We start from the raw sequence: 15,911 nt of genomic DNA on the forward strand, positions 1-15,911 counted from the left end.
TCCGTTAAGTTTTGTTAACTCTTTACTTGCTCAACACACTAACCCCACTACCTGGGTTTGCGCTAAATCGGAACTGTAAGTGCTCTCCAGTTTAATCTCTTGTACAAAAACGAGAGTCATCAATAAACCATAGGAAATTACTCAACTATTCACTTGCAATTACACCTTTCAGTTTATGCAACGAGAGTAAAACAAAAGTCTTCTTTACTGCGCAAATACCTACTACGACTCTCTTTTTAGGTCCTCAAATTGAAAATATATAAAAAAAAACGATTTTTTTTACATGAAATAGCAAAATTCCATATAAAACACTTGCATTTAGGTATACAAATAAGCTGCAATTAGCGCCGCTCACTTGGGGGGACTCACTATCAATTGTTTTCTGCCGAAAACAGACGTCTTCGACAGTGCATTTCACTGGGAAGATGGCTGAGAATAATTGATAGGAATGCCCCCATTTAACAAAACAATACATTTGCAGGGAAATTTAAATGGCTACAAAAAAAGTATCCGCAGTCGCCACTAGCGATGTTACACAGCTGGAAGCGGAGCTTCGCTCCCTTACCGCAAAACTGGAAAGTGCCCGTCTCAAACAAGAGAAGGACCTGACCGCTAAAGTAGAAAAGTTGGCAAACAGTGCCAAGAAAACCGCAGAAAAAGCTAAAGCGACTCAAGAAAAAGTTGCCGCTGTCCGCGCTAAGAAGAAAACCCCGGCCCAGCAAAACCAGCTGAAAAAAGCGCGTGATGCTGCTGCTGCAGCCAAAACTGCCGCTGCAGAGGCCAAAACTGCCGCTGCAGAAGCAAAAGAAGAGCTGGCCGGCATTAAAGCTGCAAACAAGCTTGCAGCTAAAGTAGCCAAAGTCGTCGCTAAAGAGGAAGCCGCTATCGCCAAGAAGCTGGCAACCGAAGAGAAGAAGCAAGCTACAGCAGAAGCCAAAAAAGCTGCAGCTGCTGCCAAGAAAGCTGCCACTGCAGAGAAGAAAAAAGCTGCTGCGGTAAAGAAAAAGCCCGGTCGCCCAGCCAAAGCTGACTCAGCTAAGAAGAAGCCAGGCCGTCCTCCTAAGGCTGCAGCCACTACTGAAGAGCCCAAGAAAAAGCCGGGGCGCCCAAAGAAAACCGAAGAAGCTAAAAAGCCCGGTCGTCCAGCCAAAACCGAAGCTGCCAAGAAAAAGCCTGGCCGTCCAAAGAAAGCAGAAACAGAAGCCGCAGCAACTGAAGCTGCTCCTGTAAAACGCGGTCGCGGCCGCCCGCCAAAGGCAGAAACTGCGAAAAAGAAGCCCGGTCGCCCGGCTAAAAGCGAAGCAGCCAAGAAAAAGCCAGGGCGCCCCAAAAAAGTCGAAGCCGCAGCCCCAGCTGCAACTGAAGCTGCTCCTGTAAAGCGCGGCCGTGGTCGTCCGCCCAAGGCTAAGTAATAAGTAACTCACTTAGCTTGTTCAGCGGGAACAACAGCGCCCGCTGAACCGCCCCCGGCAAGCCCGGGGGCTATCCTTTGTACTCACCGATTTGAACACCAATACTGACCGCGCGTATGTGGTGATCCTTCCCCAAATACAAAATGCAATCGGCCCAGTTAGGCATATCAATTAACAGATTTCGTGTTATCCGTTCATAGTGCTCAATAAAGCGGTCCAGCTCAGACTCCTCCATCCCCGCCCCTGTACGTTTATGTAACTTTTGTTCCTGTAGTTTGCGCCACTCAAAAATTGACTCCATTCCAGGAGCACACAGCATCACCATGATATCCACGCGCTGAAATAGTTCGCGATAGATCCCTGCCAGTTGCTGATTAATAAAACGTCTCCAGCTGCCGGAAGTGTCCTCTAACCTCTCCAATGAATTAATAGGCTGAATTGGTGTTATCGATGACTTAGCGCCGAGACACCATCCCTCAAGCAATACAATATCCACCTTGCCACTATGCACAGGCCAAAGGTTACTGGGCACCCTGTCATCTTTGGATTTATCAAAACGCGGCAGATAAACTTGTGACTGATCTCCAGCACTGCAAAGAGCATCCAGAGTATCTAACCCCAATTGAACATCGTGAGTGCCCGGTACTCCTCGGGTGCGCAAGAGCGGGTGAACCTCTTCGGAGAGCTGCAGCCGCTGGGAATGAGTCAGGTAAATGTCATCCAAAGAAAAAGTGCAGCAGTTGAACCCCTGTTTCGCCAGTATCAGGCAAATAAAGTCTGATAACGTTGACTTGCCAGTGCCCTGCCCACCACTAATCCCCACAACCAGGGTCTGCCCTTCCTTGTGTCTTTTCATGAGCCATAAAGCCAATGGCAAGTAATAGGCCTCTATCTCATGAGAAAAATCTGCTGGCAGTTGGTGCTTCTGGATAAAACTACCAATCACTTGCCGTAGACTTGTCCCTGCTAATTCACGGCTAAGTTTGATAATTTCCTCCGGCCAGCGACATATTCCAGTCTCTAACTTGTTTCCCAACCTTCCCTCCAGATTCTGCTCCAATTTTTAATCAAGCCTCTTATTCACCATAAAGAAACGGGGGCTATGGCCCCCGCAAAAAGTGATCACAAGAATAATTTAATACTGAATTTGCTAGCTCAATCGAGGACCTGCTAACTTTCTCCAAGAGAGTTTGCTGCGCAAATGCCCAGGCAAAACCAAAAGAACCGGGGTCACCAGTAACGTCAGGAGTGTGGAGAAGGACAATCCATAGACGATAGCACTGGCCAGTTTGACCCAGAATGATGCGATTACACCGTCGACCACAACATTTCGTCCTACCATGTCGACACTCACACCTAGGGCTAGCGGCAACAAACCTAAAATCGTCGTCGCAGTAGTGAGAAATACCGGGCGTAACCTCTGCGTGGAAGCTTTGAGGGCAGCCTCTGCGGGGCTAAGGTCAGGCTCACTTTTACGTACAAAGTTATAGGTATCGATCAAAACAATATTGTTGTTAACCACAATCCCCGCGAGGGCAACAATCCCTACTCCAGTCATGATGACACTGAAGGTGCTCTGGCTAAGCAATAAACCCAACATCACACCAATCGTCGACATAATCACCGAAGACAAGATCAGCAATGACTGATAAAAACTGTTGAATTGGGTTACTAACAGGATAAACATCAAAAACAGTGAAAGTAGAAAAGCCACCCCTAGAAACTGAAAGGACTCACTCTGCTCTTCATCCGCACCGCGAAATAATAACTCCACGCTTGGATCTACCGGATTCTGCTCAAGCCAAGCCCGGATTTCTTTGACCTTATCGTCTGGCAACACACCCTCCTGAGCGTCAGCTTTTACTTGCATGCGGGTAATGCCGTCGATCCTTTCAATTTTGTCTACTTTCGGCATGGCCACTGTATGTACAAAGCTGCTGATAGGCACTGTACCGCGCGGAGTGTTGACCTTGAGTTGATCAAGAGCGGCTATACCGCGAGCACTTTGCGGGTAACGAATACGAATATCCACCTCTTCATCAGTATCATCGGGACGGTATTCAGCCACTCGCACACCGTTGGTTACCAGCTGAACCGCTCGTCCTACTTCAGTCAGATCAGCTCCATACAAGGAGGCCTTGGCACGATCCACCCGCACCTCCCACTGAATCCCTGGGAGTGGTGCAGTATTGACAATATCTCGTAAACCACCGAAATCATCTTCCATTGCCCGGTGTAGTCGCCAAGTCTCGGCCAATAATTTTTCATAGTTCTGCCCGCGTAGCTCTAACACAATATCTTTGCCAACTGGCGGGCCGCCTTCCATTACGTTAGCCGTAACCTTGATCCCTGCAAAATTTGCTGTGCGTGCACGAATATCTTCGAAAACTTCCCGGCTGCGCCGCTCGCGCTCCTCAGCCGGCAGCAGCTCCACCAACATATTGGCAATCTGGTCCGGGGCACGATCGGAGTTACCGGAAATTCCACCGGAACCGATTGTCGTGTGCGCTATACGTACTTCTGGAATACTCAGGACCGCTTTTTCCACTTGGGCGACCAGCACTTTCTTCTCCGCCATGGAGAGATTGCCCTGCGCTCTAATCTCAACATTGCCGTACTGCTCTTCGGTCTCGGTGAAAAATTCAACCCCGGCACCAAAGCGGCCAAAAGCAATAAATATGCAGACCAAGAGAACAATTGTGGTGGTAAAGGCCATCCCTGGGCGACGCAAGACAAAAGCCAAGAGGCGGGCATAGTAACCGGTAATTCCCGGTAGGAGCGTGGGCTGCCCCTCCTCTAACTGCTTTAAGTAACTACGCGTTGAAGCTGTTAAATTACTTTTGCCAAATAAAGCACCCAGCACCGGAGCAAAAAACAGTGCATAGAGCAGTGATCCCGCTAATACCGCAAAGACAGTCACCGGCAGGTAGCGCATAAACTCGCCGACCACTCCCGGCCACAGCATTATCGGAAGAAAAGCGGCGAGCGTTGTTGCCGTTGAGGCGACAACCGGCCAAAACATACGACTGACCGATGCGATATAAGCGTTACGAGCACTCAAACCCTCAGCCATTTTTCGATCGGCAAATTCGGTAATCACGATGGAACCATCAATCAGCATACCGAGGGCCAGTAACATGCCGAACATCACCATAAAATTAAAGGAGTACCCCAGATACCAGGTGACGATAGAACCGAACAGCAGCGAGAATGGCACCCCCAATCCAACCAGAATGCCTGAGCGGAAACCCAGGGCAGCCACCACAATAATCATTACCAGCAGCATTGCGGTAAGAATATTGCCCTGCATTTCACTGACCATATCCCGCGCAAAGTTGGACTGGTCAAAAACAAACTCCACTTTTACGCCTTGGGGTAAAGCTCCCAGCTCCTCTTGCACAACCGATCTGACCCGATCTGCCACATTTACGGAGCTGGCGTCATTGCGTTTCTCGACATTAATAGCGAGACCGGGGCGACCGTTGATGCTGGTAAAACTCACAGCATCCTTGAAGGTGCGGCGAATATCGGTCACATCACCCAGGGTAACGACGCCATCTGCCGAATTCTTTAACGGGATCTCATAAACATCCTGTGCACTCTCAATCAGGCCGGGAACTTTGACAGAAAAGCGCCCGCGATCCGTATCCAATTCTCCTGCGGGAATCAGCAAGTTATTGCCCAGCACTGCGTTAATCAGCTCTGCACTGGTCACCTGATAGTGCTCAAGGCGCACCGGATCAATAGTTGCCTCGACTACCTCTTCGCGATTGCCGTGTAGATCTGCGCTCAATACATCGCTGATATTTTCTATTTTGCGCTTAAGTAACTGGGCACTACTGAGCAGTACCCGCTCACTAACTTTTTCCCCAGAGAGGGTAACCACAATGGTGGGAAAAGGTTGCGCCGATGCCTCCTCAACGGTGGGTTCTTCCGCATCCCTTGGCAGCTCTGCACGGGCCCTCTCCACCGCGTTGCGTATATCATCCACCGCATCATCCACATCAATTGCGGAGTCAAATTCCACCACGATATAGGCCAGGGACTCACGGGCGACTGCAATCACCTCGACAACTCCCTCGACCGCACGGATTTCCTGCTCCAAAGGGCGCACCAAAAGGCGCACGCCATCCTCGGGAGAAATCCCCTCATGGGTAACCTGCACCATAACAAATGGCGGATTCACTTCAGGGCTAGATTCAATTGTCATAGCACCGCGGGCCACAAGCCCCACTAAGACAATCAGCAACATCAGGCAAATGGCACTGCGATTGCGCGCAATCGCATTCTCCAATAATTTCATCGCTAGTTACCTTCCTGATCATCCTGTGCACTGGGCACTGAAACCGGCTCAGGGGTGATATCCACAGGCTGGGATTGCACACTGAGTGCAGGTTCTGGTGGAGACATTTCCACCTTGACAATATCGCCCTGGCTCACATATTCCTGACCGACGGTGATCAGAGTAACCGGGTCCGGCAGGCCACTGACCCAAACACCCCCGTCTCCATCACCCACCAAAGTGACATTGATAAAATCGACCCGATTGTTTTCATTGAGCACCCGCACACCCAGTGTGCCGCTGTCATCCAGAGTCAGTAGTGAGGAGTTAATATGGTGTGCCAGTATTTCACCGGTGGGCAGAGCCAAGCGACCACTTAAACCACCGCGCAGCAAGTTGCCGGGATTATTCACTGCCACCTCGACACGGTAAGCGCGGGTGATCTCTTGAGCCTGCTGGCTGATGTAACGCAATTTACCCTGAACCGGAATACCACGTTGTAATTCTGCACTGGCCGGGCCCTCGGGCACTAAATTGCCCACTTGATTCTCGGAGACCTCACCAACTACCAGAATTGGATCCAAATCCAGCAGGGTCGCACATTCTTCTCCCCGGCGAATAAAATCACCCAGCTCTACTGCGCGCTTATTGACCACGCCGGCAAAAGGCGCGCGGATTTTCAAGTTATCCACCATCACCTTGGCCGAGGTGAAATCCGCCTGCGCTTGCGCCAGAGCAACATTCTGCTGAGCCATGGCCGTATCGGACTGCAAGCCTTTCTTTTTTAGCCGCTCAGCGCCAGCATAATCCAGACGCGCTTTATTGAGCGCGGCTTCGGCCAGGGCCAGTTTTTCCAGACGGTCCTCCGCTTCGATTTCACAGATCACCTCACCCTGTTGTACTTGGCTTCCCTCTGGCACTGGCAGCCGGGCTATAACACCATCCAGTTCCGCTCTCAGGCGCACGCTGCGATTTGCTTCGGTATGCCCATTGACCAACACCCGTGTCGCGTAGGACTGAGCCTCAATCCGCCGGGCCTGAACCCGCATCGCCGCCTCGGGAACAATCCCCGCTTTTTCGGCGGAATTCGCACTCTCACTATCCTCTTCAGGTAGCAAAACTCCACTGAATAGCCAGGCAAGGGCCAGTAGGGTAACGAGTAATGCGATTCGATAATTTCGGTTAGACCAGATAGATACCAGTGCACTCATAAATAGAAACCTGTCAGGCACAAATAAAGCGGCCGGCAGCAACGCTGGCGCAGTGTTTTGAGTAGGCCAAATTTTACACAGCCCAGTCGTATTCCTAAATTGAATTTTCAGAGAAATAGACCAGCTGACAAGGCTGCGGGGCCGGTAACATCAGTCGATGTCTGAGTAAATTGAGTATAAGAAGGGACAGGTGCTTCGCGTGGAGCAAAGAGGGGAAATCGGTCAGACTGTCTTCACAGGGCACTCCAACCGCATCATTTAGTGAGAATTAAGACAGCATCGATTCCAAAAAACCCAGCATGTCTGACTCATCATCAATCAGTTCACCGGAACCAAATTCCGCATTCCAATCGAGAAGTATTCTGGCCAGAGCCCTTGCCTGTTCGGCCAGGGCAACTAACTCTTCGCGGCTATTCTTTGGCCCGGTGTAAAGCTTTAATTTGCGATGGCTGTCGGCCAGTTGATGGCTGGGGTACTTAGAGCGATACACTTCCAACTTCCAGCGCAGCGAATGCACCATATTGCGATAAAACGTCAATTTTGTTGGCAACTGCAGCAGAGTGAAATCTTCAAGATCCCCAAACAGGGAGCAATCGAGCCCGAGCACCTGGGTCTCGCGGCTATTGTGCGCAGCAAAAATATTCGCGCTACGAGGCTCTGCCAACAACATAGAGAGATCGCCAAATAATTCCCCTGGGCGAATAACCGCCAGGGGACGCTCGCCATTAAGCCCATTGCCCTCCACTTGAACCTGCAGTTCTCCCCGCAAAAGGAAAAAAACCCACTGATCCACGTCGCCGGCGCGCAGCAGCTGTTCACCAGGTTCCAAACTCAAAAGTCGGGAGCGCTTTAACAATACATCGTACTGCCACTCACTGGCCGCACGAATATCTCGAAACAGATGAATGACGTTAAGAAGCTTATCGACAGCTTCCCGCGGATAGTCAATAAGGGGCTTGGTTTCCATAGATACCGCAAAATTAGTGAAAACTTTTCCATTTTTTCTAAAAGTGTGGCCGATGCCACTTGGCGATGCTGGATTCTAAACGATATCGATCTGCCACACACATCGTTGGCTATGACAATCGTTTCCCACTCGGCACCCGCGATCCTGCGAAGGGGGGCATTCTAACCTCTCCAGGCTTGAACTCCATTCCAGTTGCAGTAGAGTTAGGCGAAGTGTTGAGTACAGTGTGCTCACTCACACTTTGAATGCGCACTATTTCATCTGATTTGTGTGCACCGGGGAGGGACACCTCAATCTTAATTACCGGGACCCGAGTGTCCGGATATGCAGACACCATAGAACAATGAAATCGATAAAAATTGTCTTCTCACTTTGGGTGTTAACATTTGCTGTAACTACCTCAGCTGCACCGCTCTTAAATGGCCTTGCGCTCGAACAACAATTTAACAAAGAACTCTATATAGCCGCTGTCTACTCGGAGAGTCTTTCTAGTGATTCAGCCGGCCTTTACAACCCAGAGACACCGCGGCGCCTGGAAGTACGGGTGCTCGCCAAAAGCCTGCCCGCGCGCCGTTTCCGCAACCAGTGGATGGAAAGTATCGCCATCAATAACCGCGGTGACACCCTGAGCAGTCAGGCGGAGGATATGGTGACCTTCGCCAACCTGTTTAAAGGCCGCCTACACCGCGGGGACCAGTTAGCCATCGATTTTGCTGCCGACAGCGGTATCACCTCGGTTTCCCTAAATGGCATTACCCTCGGTGAGATAGCCAATCCGGATTTCTTCAATACCCTGCTGCGCGCCTGGATCGGCCCTGTCCCCCCCTCGACAGATTTTCGTGACGGACTGCTCTCTGCCGGAAATATTCCCGACTCCCTGCGCTCCACTTTTGAGAGCCTAGAGCCCAGCAGCGAGCGGATCGCCGAGCTGCAGTTGAAGTTGATTAGCCAAGAGGAAGCCCTGGCGGCGGCGCAGGCACCACAGAAAGAGGAGGAGCTATCCAAGCCCACACTGGTTGAGGTGGATCTCGCCCCGCCCACCATGACTCTGACTCCGGCAAGCTCCGAAGTGTTGGAGGTGGCCGAGCAAATCACAGAGCAGGTAGCTCAGACTGAAGCCACCGATGGGCTCTCACAGACAGAGGAAGCCCCCCTGCAGCAGGAAAACGAAAGTAGCGGCGAGCCTATCCAACTAGCCGCAAACGGCCCCGAGGATATAGCGCTGGCAGAAATGGATGAGGAGTTTGAGGAGGAAGAAGAGGCCCCCCTAACCGCCGGTATGATCTTGGCTCGCCAAATTTACACTTCCAACCTACTGCGCCACACCTACCGTCATATTCGCTATCCGAAACGCGCCCAGGAGCGGGGCCAGGAAGGTAGTGTGCGCCTGAATGTGGTTATTAACACCCGCGGCGAAGTAGAGGAGATTCAGGCAGTGCAAGAATCCCGCTTTGGAACTCTCAACCGTGAAGCTCGCGCTGCGGTAGAGAGAGCGGCGCCATACCCCGCAGTACCCTCCCAGCTGGGCGAGGAGACTTTCAGCTTCTCACTGCCGATTACCTTCAATCTACCCGACTGACCCACTCTTTCGCAAAAGCCCCACTCTGTGGGGCTTTTTACTAAGAAATTTCGCTAAATTTGTAACTCCTAACCAAATTAGCCAAGCCACCATCTGCCGCAATCCATCCGCCGCTAAACGCAGCCCTCTTGCCCAACCTTACTGTCCCCTTTTACCATGTACGTTTGATACAACTGTGCAAAATTTAGCCAAAAGAGCCGAAATGAAAAAACTATTACTACCTGTCGCTATTGCAGGCATTCTCGCCGGCACCCAGCTGTCACTAACAGCCCACGCCCACGATCACAGTGGCTCCAGCCACCATAAGGCCACTGCTGAACAGCAGCAGCTCACTTCCGGTATCGACCTCACCGCGATGGATACTAGTGTTCGCCCACAGGATGACTTCTTCGCCTATGTAAACGGCACCTGGCTAAAGAACACCGAAATTCCAGCAGATAAATCCCTCTGGGGCGGCTTTACAACCCTGAGAGACAAAAGCACAGAACAAGTTAAAACACTGATCATGGAGGCCAGTAAAGGCGCCAGCAGCAAAGATGCCAAGCAGATCGGTGACCTCTACAACAGCTTTATGAATGAAAAGCTGATTGAAAAGAAAGGCATTACCGCTGTCTCCTCCGAACTCGCCAAAATCGACGCAATTAAGACCCGCAAGGATCTGACTAACTATTTCGCCTACGCTGATGTCGCCGGCTACGACGTACCCTTCGGTGGTGGCATCTACCAAGACCTGAAAGAGGTCGAAAACTATATTTTCTACCTGTGGCAGGCCGGCCTGGGTATGCCGGACCGCGACTACTATTTCGAAGATACCGAGAAGAGCAAGGGGCTGCGCAAGGCCTATAAAGAGTATCTGGTAGAAATCCAAAAGTTAGGCCAGCTGGATAATGCCGAAGCGTTCTCCAAGAAAATCTTCAAGCTGGAAGAGAGCCTCGCCAAGCATCACCGTACACGCCTGGACAACCGCGACCCCGAAAAGTATTACAACAAGAAATCCACTGCGGAGCTGAAAAAGCTGATGCCCGCAGTTGACTGGAACAGCTACCTAAGCGCAGCCAAACTGGCCAAGGCTGACAGCTTTATTGTGGGCCAGCCCGAGTACCTGGAAGCCGCTAATCAGATCATTGTCGACACCGATATGGCCACCTGGAAGCGCTACCTGAAGGTCAAGGTACTTTCCGCCATGGCGCCTTACATGCACAGTGAGATTGCCCAGGCACATTTCGATTTTTACAACACCAAACTCCACGGCGTAGAGCAGATGGAACCCCGCTGGAAGCGCGGCACCCAGTTTGTGAATGGCGCAGTGGGTGAGCTGGTCGGCAAGCGCTACGTTGAAAAGTACTTCCCACCGGAAGCTAAAGCGCGCATGACTGTGCTGGTGGACAACCTGAAAGCCGCCTACCGTGAATCCATCGAGTCCTTGGAGTGGATGGGTGAGGACACCCGCAAACAGGCATTGTTTAAGCTGGAAAACTTCACCACCAAGATTGGCTACCCGGACAAGTGGCGTGACTACTCCGCACTCAAGGTAGATGCCGATAACCTGGTGGGCAATGTGCTGGCAGCCAATATGTTTGAGGCCAGTTATGATCGCAACAAGCTGGGCAAGCCCATCGACCGCGGTGAGTGGGGCATGAGCCCACAGACCGTGAATGCCTACTACAACCCGGCAATGAACGAGATCGTGTTCCCCGCAGCAATTTTGCAACCACCATTCTTTAATATGAATGCCGACGATGCAGTGAACTACGGCGGTATCGGTGGTGTGATCGGCCATGAAATCGGCCACGGCTTCGATGACAAGGGCAGTAAATTCGATGGCAAGGGCTATCTAAATAACTGGTGGACTGACTCTGACCGCAATAACTTTGAGAGCCTTACCAGTAAGCTGGTCTCCCAATACGACGCCTACGAACCCTTAGAAGATGAGCACATCAACGGCAAGCTGACTCTGGGTGAAAACATCGGCGACTTGTCCGGCCTCGGCATCGCCTATAAAGCCTACAAAATGTCCCTGAACGGCAAAGAAGCACCGGTCATCGACGGTTTCACCGGCGATCAGCGCGTATTTATGGGCTGGGCACAGGTTTGGCGTAGCAAGATCCGCGATGAAGCTCTGAGCGGCCGTATGAAGGTGGATACCCATTCTCCTGCGGAGTACCGAGTGAAAGGGGTCCTCCCCAATATCGAAGCTTTCTACGAAGCTTTTGATATTAAAGAAGGTGACGGTATGTACCTGCCGAAAGAGGAGCGCGTGAAGATCTGGTAATCGCTGGCAATAATCCTGCCATCTGTTACCGGCTTTCCACTCTACCGGCCGCCCCGGCGGCCGGTTTCTCTCAATATTTTCCTCGAAGTTTCCCTCTCTCCTAATATTTCCTCATTCTTGTACCATCCATTTCATCAACACTACAGGATGGACAAATCTTTGCCGCAATAGCTTAAGATGGATGGCGTGCTTTCATAAGAGATACCACCAATGGCCCATCGCACCCAGTTCCAACTGCTTGCCAGCCGCCGCTTTCTGCCCTTCTTTATCACCCAGTTTTTAGGTGCCTTTAACGATAACGTATATAAAAATGCGTTGATCGTGATGATCGCCTTTCGCTTGGTGGAAAGCGAAGCCAATGCTCTAATTAATATCGCCGCCGGCCTGTTTATTCTGCCGTTTTTCCTATTTTCCGCCTCTGCAGGTCAGTTGGCGGACAAATTTGATAAGAGCCGCTTAATTAGACTGATCAAGCTGGGAGAGATCGTTATTGGCTCCCTCGGTATAGGTGCGCTTTATAGTGGCAGTAATCTGCTCTGCCTTGCCGTTTTGTTCCTGCTCGGAGTGCAGTCCGCCTTCTTTGGCCCGGTGAAGTACGCCATCCTGCCACAATCCTTGAAACGCTCTGAACTGGTCGGTGGTAACGCCCTGGTAGAGATGGGTACTTTTGTTGGTATCCTCGCCGGCACCATTGTGGGCGGCCTACTCGCCGGACTGACCGGGCAAGGGGAACACGGTCTCTTCTACCTCAGCCTGATTATTATGGGGGCCGCGATATTCGGTTACTTGGCAAGCCGCTGGATTCCTCAAAGTCCAGCGCCCTCGCCAAATTTGCATATCAACCCAAACCCCATCACCCAAACCAACAAAATCCTGCGCACTACTGCCAAAACCCCATCAATTTTCTATGCCATTATCGGCATCTCCTGGTTTTGGCTATTGGGCGCGGCTTATCTGACGCAGATACCCAGTTTTACGAATAATGTACTGGGGGGAGATGAATCCCTTGTCACCCTATTGTTGTGTGCCTTTACCATCGGTATTGCCCTGGGCTCCATGCTGTGCGAGCGTTTATCCAACGGCCATATCGAATTGGGCCTAGTACCACTGGGTGCCGCCGGTCTCACCATTGCCGGAATCGCCCTTTCCAGTGCCGGGGGGGGCTTTCAGGAACTGCAAGAGCCCACCTTAAGCGCTTTCTTCAACAGCGATGGCGCCCTCACTATTCTTATCTGCATCGTATTGTTAGGTATTTTTGGTGGCCTCTACATTGTGCCTCTCTACGCTATGATGCAAGACCGATCGCCTCGAGAAATTCGCGCACAGATTATCTCGGTCAACAATATTCTTAACGCGCTGTTTATGGTTGTTTCAGCGCTGCTGGGTATTTTGTTCCTGAATATCCTAGGAGCCACGATTCCACAGTTTTTCCTGGTCATCGCCCTGATGAACGCCGCCGTGGCTATCTTTGTATTCACCAAGGTTCCCGAATTCGCGATGCGTCTACTTATCTGGATGCTCTCCCACACAATGTATCGGGTTAAGCATCAAGGGTTAGAGCAGATTCCCGCAGAGGGACCAGCCCTGATCGTGTGTAACCATGTAAGTTATGTGGATGCCCTACTGTTAGCCGGCGCCGTACGCCGCCCAATACGCTTTATCATGTATAAGCCGATTTACGAAATCCCGGTACTACACTTTATCTTCCGCACTGGGCGCGCCATTCCCATCTGCTCCAAGTCACGGGATCCTGCAGGCTATGATCAGGCATTCAAGGACATTGAGCAGGGTTTGCAAGATGGTGACCTGCTATGTATTTTCCCAGAGGGACAACTCACTAAAGACGGAGAGATGCAACCGTTTAAAGCCGGCATTGAAAAAATCCTTGCGCGCACCCCTGTGCCAGTAATCCCCATGGCCCTACGCGGACTTTGGGGCAGCTTCTTCAGTCATAAAGGTGGACACGCCTTCACCACCCTGCCAAAGCGCTTCTGGTCCAAAGTCAGTGTCGTGGCAGGCGCTCCGATTAAAGCGCCTGAAGCCAAGGTAGAGGCATTACACGATGAGGTACTGGAGTTGCGCGGGGAATTAAAATAGATCAACACATATTTTGGGGCTGGGATAACACCAGCCCTGTCATCAAAACCCTTACGCGCCAGGATATTTGACCAGACCAAGGCTACTGTAGTCTTACTGCTGTCCTATGCTTAACCAAACTTCCTTCAATGTAACCCCATCTTCAGAACCTTATAAAGCACGATGACCGAATACGGGTCTAACAAGGAATATTCGCAGCATCACTCAACAAATATGAATCCCCGACTGATAACCAATCAGATATAGGCTGTCTCATGTAAGGAAGTGGCAATGGCTCGACAGAATCAGTTTCAGCTATTGGGAAAACGCCGCTTCCTCCCCCTATTCCTTACTCTGATCACTGTCTATTTCAACAACAATATCTTCAGAAATGCTCTCTTAGTTATTCTCGCTTTCCAGCTGGCAAAAAACGAAGCCAATACTCTGATCAATCTGGCAACCGCACTTTATCTTTTACCTTTTTTCCTGTTTTCTATCACAGCGGGACAATTGGCAGATAGGTTCGATAAAAGCAAATTTATTAGGCTGATTAAGCTGCTAGAAATCCCCATTGTACTTCTGGGGGCTGTTGCGCTGTATGCCAACAGTAAGATGCTAAGCTTCTTAGTTTTATTCCTATTAGCAACCCACGAGACTTTCTACGGCCCTGCCCGCTATGCAGTTATGCCCCAACACCTGAAACGAAAAGAACTGATGGGTGCTAATGGGTTGGCACAAATGGCAATTTTTGCTGGCAGCCTTAGCGGTGCAATCGTAGGCGCTCTACTCGCAGATTTTATCAAGCCGGGACAACATGGGGTTTTATATCTTAGCCTTGTCATGTCTGGTATCGCAGTTTTCGGTTATTTAAGCAGCCGCGCAATACCTCCAGCACCACCATTGTCACCCCGCTTAAAAGTGAATTGGAACCCAGTAAAGCAAACTCTGAAAATTTTACAGCAAACAATGAAGAACCCTTCGGTTTTTTATTCCATCATCGCCTGTTCTTGGTTTTGGCTAATCAGCACAACTTTTATTGCGCAAATTCCCAGTTTCACCAAAAACACACTGGGCGCCAGCGAACCCGTGGTTACCCTGATGATTTGCTGCTTAACAATTGGTATTTCGCTTGGATCCCTTATGTGCAATACCTTATCTCGAGGCCGCATTACACTTGGCATAGTACCCATCGGTGGCCTTGGAATAACTCTGGGCGGGCTTGGTCTGGGTTTTAGCGCACTAGGTTTTCATACTATATCTGGAGCTTCCATATCTGAATTTATGATGAGCGACAATGCAGTTTCAATTTTGCTCTACACAGTATTGGTGGGTTTCTCCGGGGGGATCTTTATCGTGCCACTCTACACCATCATTCAAGACCGGGCAGAAAAGCAAATACGCGGACAAATTCTTGCACTGAATAACATGTCCTACGCCCTATTCGTTGTCATAATCTCAATAGTCAATATTATATTACTAGATGCGGCAAAGATATCTATCACCCAACTTATAATATTCCTTGCAATTTTAAATCTCCTTGCATTAATTTTTATCTGTTTCAAATTACCCGAGCTGTTAGTGCACCTAACCACCTGGGCCTATACAAATGTCGTGGCTCGAGTGCAAGGAGAAAACTTGAAACTGATACCGGAACAAGGAGCCACTCTCATCATCTGCACGTCCATGAATTACCGGGCACCTCTAATCCTATATGAGATAATACCGCGCCCCGTTCGTTTTATCTTACCGCAATCATTATTCAACCATAAATTAATACGCTTTGCCCTTAGCAAGGGGGGCACACAACCTATAATTTACAATTCAGAAAAAACAGAAAAGAATATCAACCTTCTCAACGAAATAGAAAATGCAATAAAAAAAGAGGAACTTTTGTGTCTATTTATAGACAAGCAAGATCATTCAAGTACAACCATGAAAAGAAGAAAACAGTTATGGGGCATATTTAGGAATCAGAACGCTCCCATTACTCAAGCCCTATTACAGATCAAGAAGACAAAAAGCCAGTTAAGTAGAAGAACATTATTAACCTTAAAAAACATTTACAAAGAAGACGATATTTAAAAAGAAAACCTACAAAGACAGCCTCACCAT

The 15,911-nt window shown here is 50.1% G+C and carries 9 protein-coding genes; 5 read left to right on the top strand and 4 right to left on the bottom strand.

Annotated features, from left to right (window positions below; translation table 11 throughout):
• Positions 1-491 precede the first annotated feature (491 nt).
• On the top strand, positions 492-1,412 hold the full coding sequence (locus ACJJIC_RS20825; RefSeq protein ID WP_445357777.1) for a hypothetical protein: 921 nt from the start codon (positions 492-494) through the stop codon (positions 1,410-1,412).
• Between the two features lie 70 nt (positions 1,413-1,482).
• On the opposite strand, the gene ACJJIC_RS20830 is transcribed toward ACJJIC_RS20825, so the two are convergent.
• The 4 genes from ACJJIC_RS20830 to ACJJIC_RS20845 all read right to left on the bottom strand — a co-directional run bounded on the left by ACJJIC_RS20830 (position 1,483) and on the right by ACJJIC_RS20845 (position 7,872).
• On the bottom strand, positions 1,483-2,448 hold the full coding sequence (locus tag ACJJIC_RS20830) for a phosphoribulokinase (protein ID WP_445357778.1): 966 nt from the start codon (positions 2,446-2,448) through the stop codon (positions 1,483-1,485).
• A gap of 114 nt (positions 2,449-2,562) precedes the next feature.
• Positions 2,563-5,715: an efflux RND transporter permease subunit gene (locus ACJJIC_RS20835; RefSeq protein ID WP_444883756.1), complete on the bottom strand. Its 3,153-nt coding sequence runs from the start codon at positions 5,713-5,715 to the stop codon at positions 2,563-2,565.
• A gap of 2 nt (positions 5,716-5,717) precedes the next feature.
• Positions 5,718-6,905, bottom strand: coding sequence for an efflux RND transporter periplasmic adaptor subunit (locus ACJJIC_RS20840; RefSeq protein ID WP_444888011.1), 1,188 nt, complete (start codon positions 6,903-6,905; stop codon positions 5,718-5,720).
• Positions 6,906-7,173: 268 nt separating this feature from the next.
• Positions 7,174-7,872: a cyclic nucleotide-binding domain-containing protein gene (locus ACJJIC_RS20845; RefSeq protein WP_252084550.1), complete on the bottom strand. Its 699-nt coding sequence runs from the start codon at positions 7,870-7,872 to the stop codon at positions 7,174-7,176.
• Between the two features lie 343 nt (positions 7,873-8,215).
• On the opposite strand from ACJJIC_RS20845, the gene ACJJIC_RS20850 reads away from it, so the two are divergent.
• From ACJJIC_RS20850 to ACJJIC_RS20865, 4 genes are all read left to right on the top strand, one after another.
• The gene (locus ACJJIC_RS20850; protein ID WP_444883754.1) at positions 8,216-9,451 is read left to right on the top strand and encodes a TonB family protein; all 1,236 of its coding nucleotides are present in this window, start codon (positions 8,216-8,218) and stop codon (positions 9,449-9,451) included.
• Between the two features lie 202 nt (positions 9,452-9,653).
• Entirely contained in the window at positions 9,654-11,723 is a 2,070-nt protein-coding gene (locus tag ACJJIC_RS20855) for a M13 family metallopeptidase (RefSeq protein WP_445357779.1), read from the top strand.
• 210 nt (positions 11,724-11,933) lie between these two features.
• On the top strand, positions 11,934-13,820 hold the full coding sequence (locus ACJJIC_RS20860; protein ID WP_444888010.1) for an MFS transporter: 1,887 nt from the start codon (positions 11,934-11,936) through the stop codon (positions 13,818-13,820).
• A 270-nt stretch (positions 13,821-14,090) separates the two neighbouring features.
• Positions 14,091-15,881, top strand: a complete 1,791-nt coding sequence (locus ACJJIC_RS20865) for an MFS transporter (protein WP_445357780.1) — start codon at positions 14,091-14,093, stop codon at positions 15,879-15,881.
• The last annotated feature ends 30 nt before the right edge of the window (positions 15,882-15,911 follow it).

Source organism: Microbulbifer mixtoriginis (SeqCode) (genome assembly GCF_052468275.1).

What these genes read in the sequence shown, in the direction of transcription:
- ACJJIC_RS20845 (WP_252084550.1), bottom strand. Translation starts at nt 7,872, where the DNA reads ATGGAAACCAAGCCCCTTATTGACTATCCGCGGGAAGCTGTCGATAAG.
- ACJJIC_RS20835 (WP_444883756.1), bottom strand. Translation starts at nt 5,715, where the DNA reads ATGAAATTATTGGAGAATGCGATTGCGCGCAATCGCAGTGCCATTTGC.
- ACJJIC_RS20865 (WP_445357780.1), top strand. Translation starts at nt 14,091, where the DNA reads ATGGCTCGACAGAATCAGTTTCAGCTATTGGGAAAACGCCGCTTCCTC.
- ACJJIC_RS20855 (WP_445357779.1), top strand. Translation starts at nt 9,654, where the DNA reads ATGAAAAAACTATTACTACCTGTCGCTATTGCAGGCATTCTCGCCGGC.
- ACJJIC_RS20825 (WP_445357777.1), top strand. Translation starts at nt 492, where the DNA reads ATGGCTACAAAAAAAGTATCCGCAGTCGCCACTAGCGATGTTACACAG.
- ACJJIC_RS20850 (WP_444883754.1), top strand. Translation starts at nt 8,216, where the DNA reads ATGAAATCGATAAAAATTGTCTTCTCACTTTGGGTGTTAACATTTGCT.
- ACJJIC_RS20860 (WP_444888010.1), top strand. Translation starts at nt 11,934, where the DNA reads ATGGCCCATCGCACCCAGTTCCAACTGCTTGCCAGCCGCCGCTTTCTG.
- ACJJIC_RS20840 (WP_444888011.1), bottom strand. Translation starts at nt 6,905, where the DNA reads ATGAGTGCACTGGTATCTATCTGGTCTAACCGAAATTATCGAATCGCA.